We start from the raw sequence: 23482 nt of genomic DNA, 5'->3' as shown, positions 1-23482 counted from the left end.
TAACCGATCCAGCGTTATTCTAAAGCTTAGTAAATTCAAGAACAATATTTTTTTTTACTACTTTTTCTAGATGCTTTTTCTGTTTTTCAGCCTGATATTGTTCAGGAAGAAAGGTTTTTGTACATAATAGTTTAATCGTCACTGTGTTTTCATCGCTTTTCACATCAATATGTTGAACAACATTTCGCTTTGTTGCATGTAAGCCATCAGCTATTTTTAAAAGTGCACCGAGCAGCTGAACTTTTTTTTGTTCGTCTTTTGTTAACCACTTTTTAAAAGGAGCAACATATTGCCTAAAAGAAGACTTCCCTTTATATGAAGAAACAAGTGCCAGCTTTAAACGTTCTCTATGTGAAATTCCATCTATTGTACGATTAGCAAGCACATAAAACGTATGCTGGCTGCTTGATTCTGCATCAATATACTTTCCTATATCATACACTTGCGCAGCTTTTATAAGAAGCGCTAAGTCATCCTCTTTTAACTCAACCGGTCCCTGCTCCCTAAGATGCTGAAACATCATACTAGCTGTGCGCGTAAGCTGTTTGACGTAATCTTTACTTACTTCAAACTCTTCCATTATTTCTTGAAAACTTTGCTGTATGACATCGGGGTACATTGGCTGGATATTAGCATCAGATGCTTCTTTAAATAACACCCCTTCTCTCAAGCCTTTGCGGCTTAGGATGAAGCGAGTCGCGTTCACTGTTTCATATACTGATTGAAATACTTCAATCGCTGGCAAAATTGTATCCGCACGATCGTTTGACAAACGGTCTAGCTTTTGAAGATTGTGATAAGACAATGAGCCTATAGCAGATTTCACATGCAATATATCAGCTAAATTCATTTCATATTGATGCAACCCCGCGAGAGGATAGTGGATAAAACCTTGATGCAGTTGCACCATACTTCTTGCACTTCCTCCAATTGCTACAATCGGCACATGACGATTTAAAAGCCAAGGGACAGCATGGAAATGCCGGATCACGAAATCCCGGATTTTCGCTTTTTCTTCTGCAGTGGGAATATTGCCTTTGACGAACTGCAGACGTAGAGATAAGGCACCGAATGGAAAGCTGTGGTACTGCACTAACTCTCGATTGCGAAAATACGTAACTTCCGTACTTCCCCCGCCAATGTCAATTGTAATGGCTTCTTCGATCGAAGTGGAATGAATAACTGCAACAAAGCCGTAATACGCTTCTTCATATTCAGACAATAGTTGAATAGAAAAGCCCGTTTCTTTTTTTACAAGGGCTAGAACTTCTTTTGCATTAGTCGCTTGACGGATGGTAGCTGTGGCCACACAGGTAACGCGCAGCAGCTGATAATGCTTGGTAATAACTCCAAACGTTTTAAGCGTATCAAGCAAGGTATGTATTCCTTTAGCCGTTAACACTCCTTCTTTATCTAAATAATTTCGAATCCGTGCAGCTACTTTCACGTTTTCAATTTGCTTAAACCCTCTGCCTTTTTTGTATTCATAAATAACAAGGCGTATCGTATTTGAACCTATATCAATCAGTCCATGCTTATAAGTCAATGTAATTTCAACACCTTTTTCAAAATAACTTTAAAAAGTCACTTTTACTTTTTTCAATCGTATACTGTTACAGCATAGTCATATATCAAAGGAGCGAAGTTAATGAGATATATAGTAAAGCGCGGTGAAACCTGGCAAAGCGTTTCAGGTGACTACCGGATTCCGGTTGAAGACCTGTGGATGGCTAATCCTTTTGTAAGCCATCATGCGCTGAAGCCTGGGCAAGTAATCATCATTCCAAACCTCTCCGATAAAGAGCTCATTCCTTACACGATCCACGTGTTTATTGCTGAAAAACAGCTTGAATTACGAAGAAATAATATCATACAAAAAGTCTATCCCATTGCAGCAGGAAAAATGCTGAGCGCAACGCCTACTGGAGACTTTGTTATCGTTAACCGGGAACCAAACCCCGGGGGGCCTTTTGGTACAATGTGGCTAAGCTTGTCTAAAAAGTCATATGGCATTCACGGAACAAATGATCCAAGTTCTATTGGAAAAGCCGTATCCAAAGGATGCATTCGTATGTATAATGCCCAAGTAAATGAGCTAGCTCAAATTGTGCCAAATGGTACTGGTGTTTATATTCGACCCTCTCGACGAATGGCTCAATAGTTCGGGATTTACTAATCAATGATTGTTTAACTGTGCGAGCAGCATTTTTTAAAAATAGAAAGTATGGCGTGCTGTTCCACTTTACTTGTATAAGGAAGCGTAACAAAACAAACCCTATACATAGGAAATTTCATTAATTACCAAAATACTTCTTCGTGTAATTATTTTCAAATGGGACAAGACACGCTATAATGAACGTATCAGCTTTCACCTTATAGGTTGAACAGCTGATATGATAGAAAGGGAGTGAACGTATGTCTCAAGCAAATGGACAAGGCTCTTTGACCCCGTCTGTATCTGAGATTGCACAAGCTATTTTCACTGTAAATCGTCACGCAAAAGCTGCTCCTGATCCTAAGCAGTTATATACGTTAAAGAAAATTGCATTAGATCAACTAATTTTAGAAGGAAAAGCAAAAAAAGAAGGACTTCACTTTTCGCCAAACCCTGGTAAAAGTCAGCAAAAATCAGATGTACTTGTATCAGTTGGAGACTACTTTTTCCATATGCCTCCAAAGAAAGAAGACTTCAAAGAGTTATCACACCTCGGCCATTTAAACCATCAGTATCGAAATCCCAAAACGACTATGTCATTATCTTATGCGAAGCGCTTATTATCTAAATATACGGGTCATCTCGTACAGCCGGCTAAAAGCCCTGTTTCGACTCCAAGAAAACGGCAAGCACCTGTGTTTAAACCGCTGGGTAAAAGTTATTTTTAAAAAAAGTGCCTGAAGTGGAGCAATCTGCTTTCAGGCACTTTTTTGTCTTCCTACAAAATATAGAGATCAATCAACTCAACAAGCTCTCCGATTTCCGGCTTACTTACTTGTCCTTCCGCTCCTACCATTTTTCCCTTGTGACGTAAATCTTCTGTGATAAGAGAAGAGAAAATAATAACTGGAAGGATAGAAAGCTGAGGATTTTCTTTCACTTTTTTAGTTAAATGATGGCCATCCATTTGCGGCATTTCTATATCTGTAATAAGCAGTTGGACTTGATCACTGATTTCCACTCCTTCATCGATCACCGAGCTTAGATAGTTCCATGCTTCCTCACCGTTCTCGAAAAATTCCGTGTTCTCATAACCTGCTTGTGCAAGAGTATCTTCAATCATTCGGCGCAGCAGCGGCGAGTCTTCAGCCACGACAATCTTTTTATTAGAACGTTCTCTAGCCCCTAGCTTTTTTATTTTCGACTGATTAATACCCGCATCAGGGTTCACATCAGAAATCAACTTTTCGAAGTCTAACAGCAGAAGCATTTGCCCGTTTAATTTTACCACTCCAGTAATCTGCGTTTCCAAACCTTGATACAAATCTGAAGGCTTCTCAATTTCTTTCCAAGAAATACGGTGAATTTGCGTTACTGCGTGTGTGTGAAAGACTATTTTTTGCTGATTGAACTCTGTGACGATTAACTTATCTTTTTCCGGCGTATTTGAAGGTTCCATTTTTAACGCTTTTGCTATGTCAACGACAGGAAGAACTTCTCCTCTTAGCTCTATAATACCTTCTATGTAAGAATGCGCATTTGGAACAGGTGTAATAGATACAGGATTAATAATCTCTCTAACTTTTACTACATTGATGCCAAATAAAACATTTCCTATCTCAAATTCGACAATTTCCAGTTCGTTTGTACCACTTTCTAAGAGTATTCCTTTATCTTGATTCATATCACTTACTCCTCTCATCTCACCCGCTTATCTAATAGTCCATATTTCCTATTATAGTGACCGCCTCTTATATCCGTAAAGAAAAATTTTCTTATTTTATTATCCTTTTTCCCTAAAACATATACATAAAATATTGTTTTACGAATTAACAGAATATTATATACTATATAAAAACATGAGCGTTGATCCCTTTCGTCTTATCCTCTGCTCAGTTTTTTACTTGCTCTACTTTACTTCTCTATACTAGCTTATGAACTTGAGTCAAACGACCACTCCTATTCAAATGAGGTGTAATTTATGAACAGAGGATTACAAAAAGAAGAAACAAAAAAACGCATTCAAAAAGCAGCTATCTCTTTATTCCAACAGCAGGGATATCAAAAAACGACTGTGTCTCAAATTACGCATGAAGCGGGTGTAGCAAAGGGAACATTTTTTAATTACTTCAAAACAAAAGAAGAAGTTCTTCACTACCTTGGAATTAATTTCACAAACCGTATCTCCTATAAATTAGAACAGCTCCTTCAAACCGAAGAATCAACTGCTGCCATTGTTAAACAACTGTTTTTATTACTAGCACAATCAAACGAAGAAGCGAACCCTCACCTAATCCGTTCTTGGTTTCATATTGCTATTACCAACAGTTCCTTTCAACAATCTGAAATTCTTCAAATTGAAAAAATGCGCGCTCATTTTACAAAAGTTTTTCAAACAGGACAAGACCGTGGTGAACTTATAGTTGATATCCCTGCGGAAGAAATGGCTTCTATTGCTATACTTAATTTTTTTGGCACCCTTCTCTACTGGTGTACTAACCAACCCGACTCTGCTACCCTTCAAGAAAGAATAGACAAGTCGGTTACTCTTCTATTTAGAGGGTTTCTTATTCATTCCTAAAAGCCTGTTCACAAATTTTTAACAAGAAATCGAAGATAGCTGTGGACTCTACAGCCAAAACGGTTTATACTACACAAAGTGAATGAATAATCTTAAAAGAAGGTGTTCGTAATATGAAAGGCTCCGTCATTCTTTTTAATGACGATAATGAAATGACCATTATTGAAAACGTAGAAGAAGCTGTATATCAAGATATTAAAGAACAAGAAGGCTCTGATCACTGCGTTGTCACATTGGACGATCATGAAGTTGATTTTGGCTACGTTTCCCCCGTTTATTGGCGTGAAGGCCAAATACACACTGACTAATATACAAGACCTGCATATATATGCAGGTCTTTTTATGCACTTATTTTTTTGAATCTAGAATTGAACGTGAAGCAAGGAACCTCTGATTTCCTAACACATACCTTAGCACATTCGCAGTTAAAAACAGGGTTAACAACTATATAGAAAGGGTACATTTCAAGTAATAGAAGCTGCGTTTTATTTTAAAAAAGGAGGTTTATGTTATGAGTTCTTATCGAAAAAATATGAATCACTATCCTCACTCATCTCAGTACACACCTTACCAACACTATTACGCAAAAGAAGCTAATCGTATTTTAACGACTATGAGTACAAACTTTAATAAACAGCATTTGAAATCTCTTATCGACGATGCGTTAGATAACAGAGATGAAGAACAATTTTATGAACTAACAACTGCTTATAATAAGCTATATAACACCTAACTTAAAACCACTATTTGCAAAATGCGCAAATAGTGGTTTTTTACCTATTTTCATTGTGATAAAATGAGTTGAAAATACGCGGAAGGATTTGAAACCATGGAGCACTTAATCAATAAACGTGTCAAAGAAATTGAACTATCAGGAATACGTACATTTTATAATATGGTCTCACAATACCAAGATGTTTTATCCCTCACAATTGGACAACCTGACTTCTTAACACCACAGCATGTAAAAGAAGCGGCAAAATCTGCAATTGATGGTAACCAAACTTCTTATACCCACAATGCTGGAACAATCGAACTGCGCGAGGCAGCAGCTCAATTTGTCAAAGAAAAATATGACTTGCACTATAACCCAGCGGATGAAGTAATTGTGACCATTGGAGCTAGTCAAGCAATTGATATTGCTCTTCGCACCATTTTAGAAGAAGATTCCGAAGTTATTTTGCCTGGACCTGTTTATCCAGGATACGAACCGCTTATCCGGTTAAACGGGGCTAAACCTGTACATATTGATACAACCGAAACAGGATTTCGACTAACTGCGGATTTAATCGAACAACATTTGACCTCTAAAACAAGATGCGTCATCTTACCTTATCCGTCTAATCCTACAGGCGTGACGTTGTCACAGCAAGAATTAGAAGAAATTTCCGCTCTTTTAAGCGATAAAAATATTTTTGTACTATCTGATGAAATATACAGCGAGCTCGTTTTTGATAAAAAACATCAGTCCATTGCCTCCATTTCATCTATGAGAGAGAAAACAATTGTTATTAACGGAGTATCAAAGTCTCATTCCATGACGGGCTGGCGAATTGGTCTTTTATTTGCTCCTTCTTATTTAGCCAAACATATTTTAAAAGTTCATCAATACAACGTGAGCTGTGCTTCTTCTGTCTCTCAAGCAGCTGCACTCGAGGCACTGACAGCAGGTAAAAACGATGCGGTGGATATGAAAAAAGAATACGAACAAAGACTGAATTATGTGTATGACCGACTAGTAAACATGGGATTTGACGTAGAAAAGCCGACTGGTGCTTTTTATATCTTCCCTTCTATCCAGAACTTCCACAGTAATTCATTTGATTTTGCCCTGGAGTTAGTCAAAGAAGCAGGTGTTGCACTAGTACCCGGCAGCGCTTTTTCTTCCCACGGTGAAGGATATGTACGCCTGTCGTATGCGTATTCCATGAACACGCTGCGTGAAGCCTGTGATCGAATTGAAGCTTATCTTACATCTCGTCAATCACGTTAAACCGATGGTAAGAAGTGTATGCATTTTTTTGTGAGTGATAGCACATAAGAGCGGGTATACTAGAAGCATATAAATTGACTTCAATAGTGTATCATTATAAAATGTGCATCGATTCACTAAAGAAATACATACTTTTAACGGAGGTTTTTATTATGACAAAAGATTTTTTTGATGTGGTAAATGAGCGTACATCGATTCGAGAATATGACTCTTCAGCTAAATTAAGCAAAGAAGAATTAACGGAACTTTTAGAAGCAACAGTGAAGTCACCATCAGCTTGGAACTTACAGCACTGGCATTTCGTTGTTATTACAGACCAAGATGCGAAAGAACGTCTACTTCCAATTGCTTACAACCAAAAACAAATTACAGAAGCAGGCGCTGTAGTAGCTGTGTTAGGTGATTTAGAAGCCAATAAAAATGTAGATGACGTGTACAACCCACTAGTCGAAGCAGGTCACATGACAGAAGACGTAAAAAACATTTTGTCAGGACAAATTAACGGCGCTTATAAAAACGGTGCTTTCGCCCGCGATGCCGCGTTTACAAATGCTTCGCTTGCATCTATGACATTCATGCTTGCAGCAAAAGCAAAAGGATATGACACATGTTCAATGGGCGGATTTAACGCACAAAAATTTGTAGAAGAGTTTAAAATTGAGGATCGATACATTCCAGTTATGCTTATTTCAGTTGGAAAAGCAGCTAAAGAAGCACATGCTAGCGATCGTTTACCATTAGATCAAGTTACAACTTGGATTTAACAAAAAACCCTGCAGCTGCAGGGTTTTTCTATGTAACTAAATGGATTTCACCATGCCTCCGTCGATTAGAAACGACTGGCCTGTCATATATGAATTCGCTCCCGAAACAAAGAAAGCAACGGCTTTAGCAAACTCTTCAGGCTGACCGTAGCGCTTAAGAGGAATTTGGTTTCTCATCTCTTCTTCAACTTCTAAAACGTCTACTCCCATTTTTTCAGCACGAATGGTATCTAGCTCTTTCACTCGGTCTGTTGCAATTCTTCCTGGCGCAACCGTGTTAATTAAGATACCGTCCTCTGCTAGTTCTGAAGCAAGTGTTTTCGTAAGTCCCACGATTCCTGTACGGAAGGTATTTGACAGAATAAGTCCAGCAATTGGCTCTTTAATGGAAGAAGAAGCAATATTGACAATACGTCCTCCGCTCTTTTTCATAAAGGGCACTACCTCACGAATAATACGAATATAGCTGAGGAGATTTAACTCAAATGCCTGCTTCCAATCATCATCTGTTAACGAAAGGAAATTCCCAGCTTTAGGACCTCCTGTATTATTAATTAAAATATCAATAGTTCCAAACGTATCTACTGTATATTGAATAACATCTTGAATGTCCTCTGTTTTTGTAACGTCTGCCGTTTTATGTAACACTTGTCCGCTTCCAAGGTATGAAATCTCTTCTGCTACTTGGGCTAGTTTCTCTTCTGAACGACTTGCAATCATAACGTTTGCGCCTTCTTCTGCGAGTCTAGCAGCAATCGCTTTGCCAAGCCCTTGGCTGGCTGCAAATACAAGCGCTGTTTTTCCTTTTAATTCAACATCCATTTCTTTCACCTCATCTAATAGTTCGAATCTTTTTAACTTTATCACGTTCTCGTCAAATTCTTCAATAAATATGAAATAATTTCTTTTTTCCATATGGTATAATTATCTGAAAATTATTTCTTAAAGGAGGCAAAAAAGCAGTGTATAAAAAGCAATGCTTTGTCTTTCATCAAAATAAGCCTGTAATATGTACGGTACGATCATATACATCGAATGATTTTGATGAGTTGATTCGGATTCAAGAAGAAAGTTTTCCCCCTCCTTTCCCTTCTGAATTATTATGGAGTAAAGATCAGTTAAATAACCATGTTTCCCTTTTTCCGGATGGAGCGCTATGTGTGGAGATAGACGGGACAATATGCGGATCTATCACAAGCGCGATTGTTTCAGTGGAAGGAAATGCGGCTCACACATGGGATGAAGTAACAGGAAGCGGATATATTCATACGCACGACCCTTCTGGTAATACGCTTTATGTAGTGGACGTGTGCGTCACTCCTTCGCATCGATCAATGGGGCTTGGGAAGCTGCTGTTGCAGTCTTTATATGAAGTGGTGATTCATTACAAGTTAGAAAGGCTGCTCGGCGGGTGCCGCATCCCTGGATACGCACCAGTGTCTTCCTTGTACACGCCCGTTGAATATATGAACCTTGTATCAGCCGGAACTCTCTACGACCCCGTTATGACCTTTTTGATGCGCTGTGGCAGAACGCCTATTGGCCTCGCAGCAAACTATATTGAAGATGAAGATTCACACAACTACGCCGTACTAATGGAATGGAAAAATCCATTTTATACGTCTATTCAAAAAGAGGCTGGGACAAAAGCATTTTAGCCCAAGTGAAAAACGAACCATTAATCAACATGTTTGATTAGTGGTTCGTTTTTTTGTGATGGTGAATATAGTTTTATCTGTCTCGTTCCTTCTAGCAGTTGATTGGATTCATTACGTTATGTCTCAACTTCTTTTTAGATTATTGAACTTCTTCAATGCTCCACTCCAGTTCTTTATGAGTCAGAACAAGATGCGCCTGCAATTTACTCATCTCTTTGTGCTCAAACCGATCATTATACATTTCATTCATATCGTCAAAATCACCGATTGTATACAAAGGAATTTTAATATCTTTACGGGATTGAACCATATGTTCAAAATCAATAAACAAACCGTCATTCGTTAAAGTAAGAAGCGTATTTGCTAACACGAGCGGCAAAATCGGATATTCTAACTTCTTCCTTCTAAATACAAATCTTTTTTGCTTAATTGCTGACATTTTTAACGGAATGATTCGACTTAAAATGTGCTTCATATCATACACGTCTCGAAAATAGATTTTGTTATAAAATCCATCATCGTGAGCTAAATAAACAAATTGATTACCGAGTTTATTATTAAATGGCGAATTGAGCGGTTTTTTTAAATGACCTAAATACAGCAGCGCTGCAATATCTTGAGGTTCTAACAAATCCAACGAAGATATATCCTCAAAATCAATCCAACAAAAATCGCCATAATCATAAACATCATCCTCTGCTAAAAGATGAATTTGTTCTTCTTCTACATAGTCCATATGGGTTTGGTAATGGTAATCACTGTCTTCAAAACCGTGCTTTAACAATAATATATTTGCAAGCGGCGTAGGAAGGGAATGATAAAACTCTTTAAATTCAATTCCATATGTAATAAAGCATTTTTTATTTACATGGCCATTAATATAAACGATATCTCTTATTTCATCTGCTTTACTCAACCGTTCTAACCACCTTATTGATTGATTCTGTGATCGATATGTAACCGTTCTACTGATTTATATATTATACTTCTAAAATAAACAATGTGTAAATATATATTGTTGGCAATTTCTTTTGTATTCACTCCCCCTTCTACTGATCATTTTATTGGATAGGACAGAAAGGTATAGAGCTGATCGTGAATGTGGTAGAATGTGTGTATCTTATTAATTAGCATGTATGAACACGGAGGTATACAAAATGGATGTTCGCCATTTGCATTACTTAACAGAAGTGGCTAAACATAAAAATTTCACAAGAGCTTCTGAAGCGCTGCATATTTCTCAACCTTCTCTCAGTAAAATGGTTAAATCATTAGAAGAAGAGCTCGGCACACCTTTGTTTGATCGCGCTGGCAAACAAGTGCAGCTTACCGATGCAGGAATAATTGTGTACGAGCAAGCTGAAAGCATTTTATCTTCTCTCCGAGATTTATCGGATTCCCTCTATGATTTAATGCATTTAAAAAGAGGAACCATCAAAATAGGCATTCCCCCTATTATTGGTACATTGTTTTTTCCTACTATTATTAAAGCATTTCGAGAGCAATACCCTGAGATTGATATTCAATTAGTGGAATATGGCGCTAAAAGAATGCAAAAGTTTGTGGAACAAGGAGAAGTGGACGTGGGGGTAGTTTTACTTCCAGTTGATGAAAATATGTTCTTTACGACTCCTTTAGCTCGAGAAACGCTGCAGCTTGTTGTGCATAAATCTCATCCGTTGGCTCAGCATTCTACGATTTCATTAAAAGAGTTAAAAGACGAAACGCTTATTTCCTTTCATGAAGACTTCACCATGCATGAAATGGTCTATAACGAATGTTTAAAAAATGGATTTACGCCTAATATTGCTTTTAAAAGCTCTCAGTGGGACTTCATTGGAGAGCTGGTAGCTGCTAATCTCGGCATTGCTCTTTTCCCTTATTCACTATGTGAAAAGCTTGATTTGGAGCATATGAAAGTAATTAATCTCGAGAATGCTATTCCATGGGAAATTGCTTTAATCGTTAAAAAAGATCGATATATCTCTTATGCTACGCAGGCTTTTATTGATTATATTAAAAGTACAGTTTAACAAAGCTAAGACAAAAGTAGTTTAATTAAAAATCCGAACGAGCCTGATTCTCCATCAAGAATCAAACTCGTTCGGATTTTTTTCATGGCGGTGTAACAAGTCATTCATACTAAATCATTTATCCCATTGGTTCGTCTTTAGATTGAATGGATGTAGGCATGTCACAATTTCTTTTTTTGATTGCCTTTTATTAAATAATTACACCTTATATTTCACAAACGCTTTTTTGAAAAGGTTACCAACGCATTTGTAAAGAGATTTCTTGCGACTATAACTAAAAAGAATAGTTATCATAGTTATTATATATTTCATATTATAGTCGTTTTTTTGTAAGATAAGTGTGTAGCATTCATTTACTTAAGTTGTATCCCCATTTGCAAAATCCAAATAGTTTCTCTTTTCCCATGATGGAGTCGTCTTTTCAGCATAGACGACTCCATTATTGTCTCAACAAACTAGGAATGAATGAATAAAAACATAAATAAAGGAGGCTAATCATGAAACTGATTATGGTGATTTTACAGATTTTATTACTAACGGCTCTGTTTTTAATAGGAGAAAGTATTTCACAGTGGTTTGACCTCCCAGTGCCAGGTAGTATCATCGGATTTTTCTTACTGTTTTTCTTACTGTACTTTAAAGTAATTAAATTAAGCTGGGTTGAACAAGGTGGAACACTGTTAGTGGGAGAACTATTATTATTTTTCATACCAGCCGTCGTTGGACTCATCAATTATGGAGATGTATTGATGCATTTTGGAATCCAGATTGTGATTATTATCACAATCAGTACGATTATTGTGATGTCTGTAACGGGAATCATTGCAGAACATATTTCAAGAAGAAAGGAAGGTTCGCTAAAATGACATTACTCACATGGATTGCTCTTCCGCTTACACTGCTCGTTTATGTCGGCACAAAAGTGCTCTATAAAAAATATAAGTCTATGCTAGTTTCCCCTATTTTACTAGCCCCCATTCTTTTAATTGGCATCTTATTAGTAACGAATGGCTCTTATGATCATTATAAGCAAGGTGCCAGTGCTATTAGCTTTATGCTTGGACCAGCAACTGTTGCTTTTGCTGTTCCTATGTTTAAATACTTTGATTTACTCAAAAAACATCGTGTTGAAATCAGCTTAAGCGTAGGGCTCGGAACGTTTGCTGCCATGATTTCTTCCATGCTGTTAGCATTAGTGTTTCATTTACAATCAACGCTGGTTCATAGCTTGATTCCAAGATCGGTTACGATTCCTATTGCCGTTAATGTGTCTCAGACGCTAGGAGGAGATCCGAATATTACCATTATGTTTGTGATTATAACCGGTGTAGTAGGATGTATGGTCGCTCCAAAACTGATTAAGCTCCTCGCACTGCACTCTTCTCTAGCAAGAGGTCTTCTTTTAGGAGTAGCTTCCCATGGGACAGGTACAGCAAGAGCTTTTGAATTTGGAAAAATTGAAGGCACTTTTTCTAGCCTTGGCATGATCGTAGCAGCACTTCTTACAATGCTGTTTGCAAATATGCTTTTGCCTACTATTTTCTCTTAAAAGATAAAAAAGGTGTGATCATATATGATCACACCTTTTTATTATCCAATATGAAAAGTTGATTTTACGAACTCAATAACTTCTTCCGTAGAAGACATTGATAGAATTGTATCTAAATGAGGTTCGATATCAGCTTTTGATAATTGACGGATTTGAGAACGAGCTTTCAGAATAGACGTTGCACTCATTGAGAATTCATCTAAGCCTAAGCCTAAAAGAATTGGAATGGCAATCTCATCTCCTGCCATCTCTCCGCACATGCCGACCCACTTACCTTCTTTGTGAGCCGCTTTGATTACCATATTCACTAAGCGAAGAATCGCTGGGTTATACGGTTGGTATAAATAAGACACGCGCTCATTCATGCGGTCAGCAGCAAGCGTATATTGAATTAAATCGTTTGTTCCGATAGAGAAGAAATCTACTTCTTTAGCAAATAAATCTGCGATTACCGCTGAAGAAGGAATCTCTACCATCATCCCTACTTCGATGTCTTCCGAAACTTGTACGCCTTCTTGTTGAAGTTTTGCTTTTTCTTCTAAAAGAATAGCTTTTGCTTGACGGAACTCATCAACAGTAGCAATCATAGGAAACATAATTTTCAGATTACCGTATACGCTTGCACGTAGAAGCGCACGAAGCTGTGTACGGAACATGTCTTGCATCTCTAGACATAAGCGGATAGCACGGAATCCTAAGAATGGGTTCATTTCTTTTGGTAGATTTAAATAAGGAAGCTCTTTGTCTCCACCGATGTCAAGAGTACGAACAACCACTGGTTTGCCTTCCATACGTTCAAGAACTGTTTTATAAGAAGTAAACTGCTCTTCTTCCGTCGGAAGATCTTCGCGGCCCATATATAAGAATTCTGTACGATAAAGGCCAACGCCTTCGCCGCCGTTTTCTAATACGCCTTTTACATCTTCTGGTGTACCAATGTTAGCTGCAAGTTCAACGTGATGATCATCAGCTGAAACCGTTTTTTCATTTACAAGCTTAGCCCACTCAGCTTTTTGTTCTGCATACTCAGCGGCTTTTTTCTCGTAAGCTTTTACTGTTTCTTCGCTTGGATCAACGATAACTTCGCCATCTAAACCATCAACAATTACTAATACGCCGTTTTGAATGTCTTCCATAACTGTTTTTGTACCTACAACAGCTGGGATCTCCATTGAACGCGCCATAATTGCTGAGTGAGAAGTACGTCCGCCAATATCTGTTGTAAATCCTTTTACGAACTTACGATTTAACTGTGCTGTATCAGACGGCGTTAAATCTTCTGCGATAATGACAACTTCTTCTGAGATTAAGCTTGGATTTGAAACGTTTACACCTAAAAGATGAGCTAATACACGTTTTGTTACGTCACGGATATCAGCAGCACGTTCTTTCATATATTCATTGTCCATTGACTCAAACATATTAATAAACATTGCCGCTACTTCATCAAGTGCATGTTCAGCGTTTACATTTTCATTCGTAATTTTATCTTTAATTGGATTAATAAGTTCAGGATCGCTTAGAACTAATAAGTGAGCTTCAAAGATTTCTGCTTTGTCATCTCCAAGTTCTTTACGAGCGTGCTCTCTAATAATTTCAAGTTCTGATTTTGATTTTTCTAGCGCAGCTTCTAGACGTGCTACTTCTGCTTCAACTTCAGTTACTGATTTTTTTTCAACGGTTAATTCTGGATTTTCTAGACGAAATGCTTTAGCAATAGCAATGCCGCTAGAAGCGGCAATGCCTTGAATTTCCTTTGTCATTATTCGCCTAATCCTTCTTTGCTCATTGTATCTTCAAGAGCAGCAAGTGCATCTGCTTCGTCAGAACCTTCTGCAGAGATAGTGATTGTAGCGCCTTTTTGAATACCTAAAGACATAACGCCCATGATTGATTTTAAGTTTACAGTTTTACCGTTGAATTCTAAGTTGATGTCAGAATCAAATTTGCTTGCTGCTTGTACTAAAGTTGTTGCTGGACGTGCGTGAATTCCTGAGTCTGCTGTTACTGTAAATGTTTTTTGTGCCATGTTAAATCAATCTCCTTTTTACTTTGAAATGTTAATAATATTTGCTTCTTGTTGAGAAACTTGGCCCTGCTTTAAGATATCAATTTTTTCATCAGCTTGTAAATTCGTGAAAATGATCGGCGTAATCGTCGATGGCGCATTTTCTTTTACAAAGTCTAAATCAATTTTCAATAGAGGCTGTCCTTTTTTCACTTCATCGCCTTGGGCAACTAAAGCTTCAAAACCTTCGCCTTTTAAATTAACTGTATCAATACCAACGTGAATTAAAATTTCACGTCCAGTCGTTGATTCAATACCTAAAGCATGTTTCGTCGGGAATAAGTTTACTATTTTTCCGTCCACTGGTGCAACTACTGTGCCTGTTTTCGGAATAATCGCAAAACCGTCACCCATTAATTTTTGTGAAAATACCTGATCTGGTACTTCCGATAAAGGTACCAATTCTCCCTCAATCGGTGAAACAATATCATTACCATTATCGCTTCCTACTTCAGATGTTGCAACAGGTTTTTCAATTGTTTTTGTCTCTTCTTTTGTGACAACCGGTGTTTTGCCATTCATAATGTCTTGAATTTGACCTTTTAACGTGTCAGATTTCGGACCGAAAATAGCTTGAATATTGTTACCAACTTCAAGAACACCAGCTGCTCCAAGTTTTTTCAAACGGTTTTTATCAACGTTACCCACATCATCTACTGAAACACGTAAACGCGTAATACAAGCATCTAAATGTGTAATGTTTTCTTTACCGCCAAGTGCAGCCAAAATATTTGTCGGAAGCTCTGCTGCTTCTACTTTTACATCTTCTTCTCCCTCTTCTTTATCTTCACGACCCGGTGTTTTTAAGTTAAATTTACGGATTGCAAAGCGGAAACCGAAGTAGTAGATAACTGCTAGAACTAAACCTACTGGAATAACTAGCCACCATGCTGTGCGGTTTTGCATAACTCCAAATAGAACGTAATCGATAACCCCACCTGAGAATGTCATACCGATTTTAACATTTAATAATTGCATAACCATAAACGACAAACCAGCAAATACTGCGTGAATCGCAAATAATACTGGTGCTACGAATAAGAACGAGAACTCAAGCGGCTCTGTAATACCCGTTAAGAAAGAAGTTAAAGCAGCTGAACCCATGATACCAGCTACATATTTTTTGTTTTCAGGACGAGCTTCGTGATAAATCGCAAGAGCTGCTGCTGGCAATCCGAACATCATGAACGGGAATTTACCAACTTGGAATGTTCCTGCTGTTAAAGGCACGCCATCTGCTAATTGAGCAAAGAAAATCTTTTGGTCACCGTGAATATGTTGACCTGCTTTATTGACATAATCACCAAACTCAAACCAGAACGGAGAGTAGAAGATGTGATGAAGTCCAAATGGAATTAATGAACGTTCAATTAATCCAAATACAAACGCTGATAAAGTTGGGTTTGCATCAATCATGTTGGTAGAGAAAGCATTTAATCCGCTTTGAATTGGCGGCCAAATGAAAATCATAATAACACCTAAAAGAATTGAAAATACCCCAGTAATAATTGGTACAAATCGTTTTCCTGCAAAGAACCCTAAGTAAGATGGTAATTCAATATTGAAATAACGATTATACATGGATGAAGCTAAAATACCTACTATGATACCCCCGAATACACCCGTAGCTAACGTAGGAATTCCTAAGATGCTAGTGTAAGCTGGATTAGCACCCATTTTGTCAGGATCTAGTTGTCCTGTAGCAACTAAGATTGTGCTCATCGTTTTGTTCATAATTAAGTAACCTACGATTGCAGCAATACCTGCTACACCGTCACCACCGGCTAAACCAACGGCAACACCAACGGCAAACAATAGCGATAAGTTGTCAAATACGATTTGACCCGCCTGCGACAAAACATTTGAAACTAATTGAACCCAGTCTGCACCAAGTGCCGGTACTGCATCCAACAATGTAGGGTTTTGAAGCGCTGTCCCTACTCCAAGTAAAATCCCTGCTGCCGGTAAAATCGCAACCGGTAGCATAAGCGCTTTTCCGACTTTTTGTAATACTCCAAAAAGTTTTTTAAACATGGCGCTTACCTCCTTTTATATATTTAGTGTGCAACAAGCTATTTATTTGATACGTGAATCATTAACGCGCTTTCATAAAACGCTTTCTTTAACTAGAAAACTCATTACATTTCCCGGTGTTATGAGGCGAAGTCTTCAATGATTGCGCTTTCTTATAACAAAAAAAGGCATGAGGAAAAAGAAACGACAAATGGATATACTCATCCAATTACACATCGCTTCATTTCTCACTCATGCCTGATCGTATCAGTAACACGTATTGAAATGATTTTATAAATCCGTTTTTGTTATAAGTCGCTGCAGATGCATCGTTAAGTAAACTGCTTCTGCTTCATACACAGGTAAATGTAACGCTTGCTGCATTACTTTTATCACTTTCCAAGACACATTGTAACACAGAGGATATTCTTCTTTCAATAGCAAAGCAATTTTTTTTGGCTCTTCTATTTTTTCTCCTGTTTTTACTCGATCAATGGCAAAATGCAAATGACGAATCAATCTCATATAGTGTACAGATTCTTTGTCTACCTGCAGATGAAGCGATTCTTCAATCACATTAATAATCGTTTGAATAAGCTGCGAGTCTTGATTCACTTCTAACAGGTTTTTTTCGGTCAGCGCACTATGGATATGAAGCGCGATAAAACCAATCTCTCCTACCGGAAGCTGCACGCCTATTTTACGACTAATGATCTCTACCACTTCAGATGCGATTGTATATTCCTCTGGATATAAGGCTTTTGTTTCAAGTAAAAATGGATTTTTAAGACCCATCCCCTGCTGAAAACGTTTTATCGCAAAGGCGATATGATCTGTCAATGAAATGTGTATATGCTCATTCAAAGGGATATTAACGCGTTTTTGAATATGCGTTACAATATCATTCATCATTTCAATTACATCTTCATCCACCTGAGCTAAAAGCTGCTTGTACTGTTCTTGCTCTTCTTCACTCTTTAGCAAAAACATTTTTTCCACAGCTTTTGCATCGATTTCATCGCCTTTTTTCTTGTTGAACCCTATTCCTTTCCCAATTAGCACAACTTCATCATAGGTAAGGTGTTTAGCAATTAATACATTATTATTAAGTACCTTTTCTACAAAAAAGGACTCTTTCACGAATCCTTCACTCCCCTGTTTCGGCTTTCTATTATTTGCTTTCCTATCTTACAAATAATACGCATAACCGTCAATTCATTTTTCTTTGTTTCAAATATTATTGAACTAAACTATTTGAGTTACGTATTATCTTAGTAGTTCTTCGCTGGAAACGCAACGTCTTTTTTACTCGTCCCATAACAATTTTTCATAATAAAATATTGAAGCATAACGCTCAGAATGAATATACCCGCTTGTAAAAGCGTAAAAAGAACAAGTGAAGTGGTAATAGATACCAGTAAAATCCCATAGTGAATTAGTAAAATATCTACTATACGCAGCCCCGCTATAATGATCCCAGCTCCAATAAAAAATTCTTTGACTACACTCCAAACGAGGAGAATCGTAACAATACAAACATAAATCATCGTTGCATTTACGGAATCATGAGTAACCGACGCAAACCATCCCGTATAAAACCAATTATTATGAAAGTATGCTAACAGCAGAAACATAATAGTAGAAGTAATGGCGAGCATTCCCAGAAAAAATGTAGCGTAATGCACAAATGTCATATACCGTTCTGTTAGCCATACATACCAAATCTTTGAAATGCTAAAGCCTATAGTCATTAAAACGCCTGTATAAATTGTTTTCCACCAGTGATGTGTATAAATATCCCAATGTAAAAATAATTCTTCAATCCCCATAAACATAGCCGAAATGATTAAAATATAGCGAAATTTTAATTGATAAGCAGCTACCACCATAGCCATGATTGGAAAAGCAAACGTTTGAGAAGTTAAGGACCCAAACAAATTATCAAAATATTCATTGGTCATAAAATCAGGATCGTACTCGTAACTTTCAAACAACACAAATACAACATACTCTAGTACATAAGCCATTCCAATGATAAAAAAAAGCAAAACGACTAGCTTTTTATCTTTTTTACGTATGAATACTGTAAGCAAAACGGCTGTGCTGATAATAATCAATGCAAAAAAAGCAGTATAATGAGGCATAGACGTCTCCCTTTTACGACCTAATTATTACTTAGAGTAAGACGTTTTAGCTAAATTATACATAGCTAGCTTCTATTCAAAAGAGATTGAGACATACTACATCAATCCAATCTAAAGGCGAACAAATCGGATACATGAGATAGTATGGATCGCTTGCTGCACTGCAGGTGATTTCCCTGCAAGGCTTCGCTTTCCCTACAGGAGCCTTCGCCCTGCTCTCCACTCAACAGTTAGAAGCCTACATACAGGAAACCTATGTTGTAATGTAACCCTAACCATGAAAAAATCCGAACGATTCATCGTTCGGATCTTCTTTCAACTACCATACTTTTGTTTCAGCCTCTTTTAACTCTTTATCTTACAAAAACTGGAATGCCCTCTATTATCCTTCAATCATTTTTGAAAGGTTGGCCATTTCGATAGCTGATGCTGCAGCTTCCCATCCTTTGTTTCCTGCTTTTGTTCCTGCACGTTCAATTGCCTGCTCAATTGTTTCAGTTGTTAATACACCAAAGATAATTGGTACGCCTGTTTGTAAGCTTTGAGATGCAACGCCTTTTGCTACTTCATTACATACAAAATCAAAGTGTGGAGTAGCTCCTCGAATAACCGTTCCTAGCGTAATAACCGCGTCATATTTTTTAGATTCAGCTAATTTTTTAGCGATTAATGGAATTTCATAAGCGCCCGGTACCCAAGCCACGTCTACATCTTCATCAGCTACGCCGTGACGTTTAAGCGCATCTTCTGCTCCACTAAGTAAACGCCCTGTAATAAATTCATTAAAACGCCCTACCACGATTCCGATTTTTAATCCTGTGCCAACTAAATTTCCTTCATATAAATGATTCATCTCTTGTTCCTCCTGCTAGTAGTAATATATAGTTATTTACATTTCTTTTCATGAATTAGCTTCATTTGTTATAACGAAAAAAAGTGTAAACTTATAAATGTAATAAATGACCTAGTTTTTTAGCTTTGGTATCTAAGTATTTTTTATTGGCATCCACTGCCGGCATTTGAAGAGGCACTCTCTCTACCACTTCAAGGTCGTAGCCTTTTAGCCCAGTAATTTTGCGAGGATTGTTCGTTAAAAGCTTCATTTGTTTGACTCCAAGGTCCTTTAAGATTTGAGCACCGATTCCATACTCTCGTAAATCCGCAGCAAACCCGAGTTTTTCATTCGCTTCTACGGTATCGTATCCTTCTTCCTGCAGCTTATATGCTCTTAGCTTATTTAATAAGCCAATACCTCTGCCCTCTTGACGCATATACAGCAGAATGCCGCGTCCTTCTTCTTCAATTTGCGTAAGAGCTGCGTGAAGCTGAGGACCGCAGTCACAGCGCTCAGAGCCAAACACATCTCCAGTCAAGCACTCGGAGTGAACCCGCACGAGAACGGGGCTATTATGATCAATATCACCCTTGATAAGAGCCACATGTTCTTTATTATCAAGTTTATTTGTATATCCTACAGCCTTAAAATCACCAAATGCCGTAGGTAAGCTTACTTCTACTTCACGGCTAATCAGCTGGTCATGTTTGCGGCGGTAGGCAATCAAATCTTTTATTGTAATCATTTTTAAATCAAATTGCTCTGCAATCTTTGTTAAATCCGGTACGCGTGCCATTGTTCCATCTTCATTCATAATTTCACAAATAACACCCGCAGGCTTTCCTCCTGCTAACACGGCTAAATCAACAGCGGCCTCTGTATGACCCGCACGCTGCAGAACGCCCCCGTCTTTTGCAATCAACGGAAAAATGTGTCCTGGTCGTTGAAAATCACTTGCTACCGTTGCTTCATTTACAAGAGCCATAACGGTAGCAGAACGTTCGTACGCACTGATACCTGTTGTACTTGAAATATGATCAATACTTACTGTAAATGCTGTTCCATGTACATCCGTATTGTTCACTACCATTGGGTGAAGATTCAATTTATGCGCAATTTCTTCATTAACAGGTGTACAAATTAATCCTCTTCCATGAGTAGCCATAAAGTTAATAACCTCAGGCGTCGTTTTTTCGGCTAATGCAATAAAATCTCCTTCATTTTCTCGATCTTCATCGTCGCATACAATAACCACTTTTCCCTTTTTTAACTCTTCAATGGCTTCTTCTACTTTATGAAACATCTCTTTCACCTCACTGTTAATTTGTAAAACCATGCTGCTGCAATAAATCCTTCATATTACCTGACCGATTCGAGGCGCCAGGAGTTGACTTGTTAGCCATCATCTGATGCATATATTTAGCTAACATATCGCATTCAATATTCACCTTGTCTCCTCGCTGTTTGTCTCCCACGACTGTGTGAAGTACCGTATGAGGAATAAGAGAAATAGTAAATGATTGGTTGCTGACATCAAAAATAGTAAGACTTGTTCCGTCTACAGAAACAGATCCTTTTAACATCATAAATTCACGAAGTTCAGGATCCACTTGAATTTCATAATAAAAGGCATTTCCTTTACGTGTTTTGCTTACAATGGTTCCAATTCCATCAACGTGTCCGCTGACGAAATGCCCTCCAAACCGGCCATTTGCAGCCATCGCCCGTTCTAAGTTAACACGTGATCCAACGGTTAGAAGCTGCAGGGTACTTGCTTTAATCGTCTCCGGCATGACGTCGACCGTAAATTCATTTTGAGAGTAAGCCGTTACGGTTAAACAAACGCCGTTAACTGAAATACTGTCCCCTAAGTTCACATCTTCTAACACGGTCTTCGCATCAATCGTAAGAACAATTGCTTCTGTAGCCTTTTGAATCCGTTTTATTTTTCCAATTTCTTCAATAATACCTGTGAACATTTTCTTCACCTGCTTTGGCGCTATTCCAACTTCTTATGCCGTTTTGAAATAGCAGCTGCTTTTTTTTCATATTTATCTTTCCCCCAACCACTGAAAATAAAAAAGCCCCTTGAACAAATGTCCAAGGGGTCGGCTGAGCTGAATCAGTTTTATCTATGCAAAATTCCGCTAATTGTATACGAAATAAACAGTTATATTTTGTGTACAAAAACAAGGGTAGCTTTAAAAAAGACAAACCTGTCCCTTATTCATACAACACAAAAAAACAACTGTGCTTCCTGATCCTTCTCCCATCCAGACTTTTACTGTCGGCTCTAGATTTTAACTAGATCCACCGCTAACATACATCGTACGAAAACGGGTCACGGGCTTAAAAGCATATGCTTTATCACCGCCGGTTGGGACTTACACCCGACCCCGAAGGATAATATATTCGACTGCTAGAGTCTTATTTGTTTTACATTATAGCAAAGTAAAATCGACTTGTCACATCATTTAACTTCGTTTTTTCATATCTGCTCTGCAAAATCCAGCTTTTAGCTTATTTTTTCTTTTTTAATACATAGCATCCATACAAAAGCTAGTCCAATATAGCCAAATATCGGATACAAAAACTCAAGAAGCTGAGCATATCCAAATTGCCCGATAATAAAGCATGCCAAGATAATAAACGCAAAAGCTTGTTTGTCATTCAGGGGAAGAAATGATTGAAGCTGTTTAGCGATTCCAAATACATTTCCAATCAATGTAGTAAAAATCTCACCTAACACAACTACCGTAAATAAAACATTCACCCACGCTGAGATATTTTTAACAACGGCACTCATAGGAATATCAAGTTGAAATGAATAAGGCAAATTGGAAAGGGCAAGATGAGTAGAAACAAGCATAAACGTAAGTACACATCCTCCTATTACGGCCCCTTTTTTGATCACGCTCTTATCTTTCACGGAGCTTCCTAATGGAACTAAAACGGCCTGAGCCAAAGCTAGATTTAGGGAAATATATAAAAAGGGACTAACCGCCCACTTCCACTGTGTGACGAGCGTTAAGTCTGGCTTCGTTTGAATCAGTGAGAAATAGCTGACATTTGGCACAAAGATGATAAAAGCAAATGAAAGCATCATCGGCACAACAAGAGAATTAACCATTAAAATACCGTTAATTCCTCTTGCGATAAATATATAAGTTAAAACAATTGTACAAATCATCCCAACAGGAGGCCACAGCCCGAACTGTTCTTTTCCTATTGCCCCCGTACTCGCTAGCATGACTGAAGTTACTCCAAATAAAATGACGATCATTACACCGTTTACCGCTTTTCCAAGTACATCACCAAATAAATATGTATTAAGCTGCTGATAAGAAGAAGCCCCAATTGCGTGCGAAAGCAGCATCATTTTCGAACCTAGCCAAATAAAAAACAAGCCGCTGACCAAAATTCCAACCATTCCAAGTTCCCCGTACTGTGTAAAAAATTGAACAATTTCCTTGCCTGTTGCAAAACCGGCTCCTACAACGGTGCCTACATACGTAGCAGCAACCTGCAGCGTGAGTTTCCACCTTTTCATGCCCATCACCCTTCTACCCTTCATAGTTCACTATATGTAGAAACGGTTAAAAAAAGACGAGCCTTTTATATGTAAATCCTCGCCTCACCCGGTGCTGTTCATTTTTCGTTTTTTTATTTCCTTCTTGTTTTTTTCATGA

General features: G+C 37.9%; 24 protein-coding genes and 1 riboswitch. Of the genes, 11 read left to right on the top strand and 13 right to left on the bottom strand.

Annotated features, from left to right (window positions below):
• Window positions 1-19 precede the first annotated feature (19 nt).
• The gene (locus ACMX9J_RS17105; RefSeq protein ID WP_098627121.1) at window positions 20-1546 is read right to left on the bottom strand and encodes a Ppx/GppA family phosphatase; all 1527 of its coding nucleotides are present in this window, start codon (window positions 1544-1546) and stop codon (window positions 20-22) included.
• 102 nt (window positions 1547-1648) lie between these two features.
• Between ACMX9J_RS17105 and ACMX9J_RS17100 the strand changes: the two genes are divergently transcribed.
• Window positions 1649-2161, top strand: a complete 513-nt coding sequence (locus tag ACMX9J_RS17100) for a L,D-transpeptidase family protein (protein ID WP_416226040.1) — start codon at window positions 1649-1651, stop codon at window positions 2159-2161.
• A gap of 254 nt (window positions 2162-2415) precedes the next feature.
• On the top strand, window positions 2416-2883 hold the full coding sequence (locus ACMX9J_RS17095) for a YkyB family protein (RefSeq protein WP_013056025.1): 468 nt from the start codon (window positions 2416-2418) through the stop codon (window positions 2881-2883).
• A gap of 50 nt (window positions 2884-2933) precedes the next feature.
• Here ACMX9J_RS17095 and ACMX9J_RS17090 read toward each other — a convergent pair whose 3' ends face one another.
• The gene (locus tag ACMX9J_RS17090) at window positions 2934-3839 is read right to left on the bottom strand and encodes a chemotaxis protein (protein ID WP_048020021.1); all 906 of its coding nucleotides are present in this window, start codon (window positions 3837-3839) and stop codon (window positions 2934-2936) included.
• 297 nt (window positions 3840-4136) lie between these two features.
• Between ACMX9J_RS17090 and ACMX9J_RS17085 the strand changes: the two genes are divergently transcribed.
• The 5 genes from ACMX9J_RS17085 (at window position 4137) to ACMX9J_RS17065 (ending at window position 7493) form a co-directional block, all read left to right on the top strand.
• Entirely contained in the window at window positions 4137-4736 is a 600-nt protein-coding gene (locus tag ACMX9J_RS17085) for a TetR/AcrR family transcriptional regulator (protein WP_013082269.1), read from the top strand.
• Between the two features lie 113 nt (window positions 4737-4849).
• Window positions 4850-5044: a hypothetical protein gene (locus ACMX9J_RS17080; RefSeq protein WP_013056022.1), complete on the top strand. Its 195-nt coding sequence runs from the start codon at window positions 4850-4852 to the stop codon at window positions 5042-5044.
• 203 nt (window positions 5045-5247) lie between these two features.
• Window positions 5248-5469 carry an IDEAL domain-containing protein gene (locus tag ACMX9J_RS17075; protein WP_047751393.1) on the top strand — a complete coding sequence of 74 codons (222 nt, stop codon included), beginning with the start codon at window positions 5248-5250 and terminating at the stop codon, window positions 5467-5469.
• 96 nt (window positions 5470-5565) lie between these two features.
• On the top strand, window positions 5566-6729 hold the full coding sequence (locus ACMX9J_RS17070; protein WP_033578399.1) for an aminotransferase A: 1164 nt from the start codon (window positions 5566-5568) through the stop codon (window positions 6727-6729).
• 152 nt (window positions 6730-6881) lie between these two features.
• Window positions 6882-7493, top strand: a complete 612-nt coding sequence (locus ACMX9J_RS17065; RefSeq protein WP_014461024.1) for a nitroreductase family protein — start codon at window positions 6882-6884, stop codon at window positions 7491-7493.
• A 36-nt stretch (window positions 7494-7529) separates the two neighbouring features.
• On the opposite strand, the gene ACMX9J_RS17060 is transcribed toward ACMX9J_RS17065, so the two are convergent.
• A complete protein-coding gene (locus tag ACMX9J_RS17060; RefSeq protein ID WP_028414127.1) occupies window positions 7530-8315 on the bottom strand; it encodes an SDR family oxidoreductase in 786 nt (261 codons plus the stop codon).
• 140 nt (window positions 8316-8455) lie between these two features.
• Here ACMX9J_RS17060 and ACMX9J_RS17055 point away from each other — a divergent pair, with 140 nt between their 5' ends.
• A complete protein-coding gene (locus ACMX9J_RS17055; protein ID WP_033578397.1) occupies window positions 8456-9151 on the top strand; it encodes a GNAT family N-acetyltransferase in 696 nt (231 codons plus the stop codon).
• A 139-nt stretch (window positions 9152-9290) separates the two neighbouring features.
• On the opposite strand, the gene ACMX9J_RS17050 is transcribed toward ACMX9J_RS17055, so the two are convergent.
• A complete protein-coding gene (locus ACMX9J_RS17050) occupies window positions 9291-10067 on the bottom strand; it encodes a hypothetical protein (protein WP_047751395.1) in 777 nt (258 codons plus the stop codon).
• Window positions 10068-10308: 241 nt separating this feature from the next.
• On the opposite strand from ACMX9J_RS17050, the gene ACMX9J_RS17045 reads away from it, so the two are divergent.
• The 3 genes from ACMX9J_RS17045 to ACMX9J_RS17035 all read left to right on the top strand — a co-directional run bounded on the left by ACMX9J_RS17045 (window position 10309) and on the right by ACMX9J_RS17035 (window position 12733).
• A complete protein-coding gene (locus ACMX9J_RS17045; RefSeq protein ID WP_033578395.1) occupies window positions 10309-11184 on the top strand; it encodes a LysR family transcriptional regulator in 876 nt (291 codons plus the stop codon).
• A gap of 497 nt (window positions 11185-11681) precedes the next feature.
• A complete protein-coding gene (locus ACMX9J_RS17040; RefSeq protein WP_014461029.1) occupies window positions 11682-12050 on the top strand; it encodes a CidA/LrgA family holin-like protein in 369 nt (122 codons plus the stop codon).
• Complete coding sequence (locus tag ACMX9J_RS17035) at window positions 12047-12733, top strand: LrgB family protein (protein ID WP_033578394.1); 687 nt, start codon at window positions 12047-12049, stop codon at window positions 12731-12733. The genes ACMX9J_RS17040 and ACMX9J_RS17035 overlap by 4 nt, the downstream gene beginning before the upstream one ends.
• 41 nt (window positions 12734-12774) lie before the next feature.
• Here the strand turns inward: ACMX9J_RS17035 and ptsP are convergent, their stop codons facing one another.
• From ptsP to ACMX9J_RS16990, 9 genes are all read right to left on the bottom strand, one after another.
• The gene (ptsP, locus tag ACMX9J_RS17030; RefSeq protein ID WP_013082261.1) at window positions 12775-14496 is read right to left on the bottom strand and encodes a phosphoenolpyruvate--protein phosphotransferase; all 1722 of its coding nucleotides are present in this window, start codon (window positions 14494-14496) and stop codon (window positions 12775-12777) included.
• Window positions 14496-14762, bottom strand: coding sequence for a phosphocarrier protein HPr (locus ACMX9J_RS17025; RefSeq protein ID WP_013056011.1), 267 nt, complete (start codon window positions 14760-14762; stop codon window positions 14496-14498). The genes ptsP and ACMX9J_RS17025 overlap by 1 nt, the downstream gene beginning before the upstream one ends.
• Before the next feature lie 18 nt (window positions 14763-14780).
• Window positions 14781-16835, bottom strand: a complete 2055-nt coding sequence (gene ptsG / locus ACMX9J_RS17020; protein ID WP_028414132.1) for a glucose-specific PTS transporter subunit IIBC — start codon at window positions 16833-16835, stop codon at window positions 14781-14783.
• A 270-nt stretch (window positions 16836-17105) separates the two neighbouring features.
• Complete coding sequence (glcT, locus tag ACMX9J_RS17015; RefSeq protein WP_013056009.1) at window positions 17106-17954, bottom strand: glucose PTS transporter transcription antiterminator GlcT; 849 nt, start codon at window positions 17952-17954, stop codon at window positions 17106-17108.
• Between the two features lie 131 nt (window positions 17955-18085).
• Entirely contained in the window at window positions 18086-18958 is an 873-nt protein-coding gene (locus ACMX9J_RS17010) for a hypothetical protein (protein ID WP_416226039.1), read from the bottom strand.
• 382 nt (window positions 18959-19340) lie between these two features.
• A complete protein-coding gene (gene ribE, locus ACMX9J_RS17005; protein WP_013056007.1) occupies window positions 19341-19811 on the bottom strand; it encodes a 6,7-dimethyl-8-ribityllumazine synthase in 471 nt (156 codons plus the stop codon).
• Window positions 19812-19902: 91 nt separating this feature from the next.
• Window positions 19903-21096: a bifunctional 3,4-dihydroxy-2-butanone-4-phosphate synthase/GTP cyclohydrolase II gene (locus tag ACMX9J_RS17000; RefSeq protein ID WP_028414135.1), complete on the bottom strand. Its 1194-nt coding sequence runs from the start codon at window positions 21094-21096 to the stop codon at window positions 19903-19905.
• A gap of 16 nt (window positions 21097-21112) precedes the next feature.
• Entirely contained in the window at window positions 21113-21772 is a 660-nt protein-coding gene (ribE, locus tag ACMX9J_RS16995) for a riboflavin synthase (protein ID WP_028414136.1), read from the bottom strand.
• A gap of 278 nt (window positions 21773-22050) precedes the next feature.
• Window positions 22051-22201, bottom strand: a riboswitch (FMN riboswitch).
• Between the two features lie 107 nt (window positions 22202-22308).
• Complete coding sequence (locus tag ACMX9J_RS16990) at window positions 22309-23343, bottom strand: amino acid/polyamine transporter II (RefSeq protein WP_223546455.1); 1035 nt, start codon at window positions 23341-23343, stop codon at window positions 22309-22311.
• Window positions 23344-23482 lie beyond the last annotated feature (139 nt).

It is taken from the genome of Priestia sp. RMT2NF4 (assembly GCF_047872835.1).
Classification (GTDB): Bacteria; Bacillota; Bacilli; order Bacillales; family Bacillaceae_H; genus Priestia; species Priestia zanthoxyli.
This window is presented reverse-complemented; position numbering and strand designations above follow the sequence as displayed.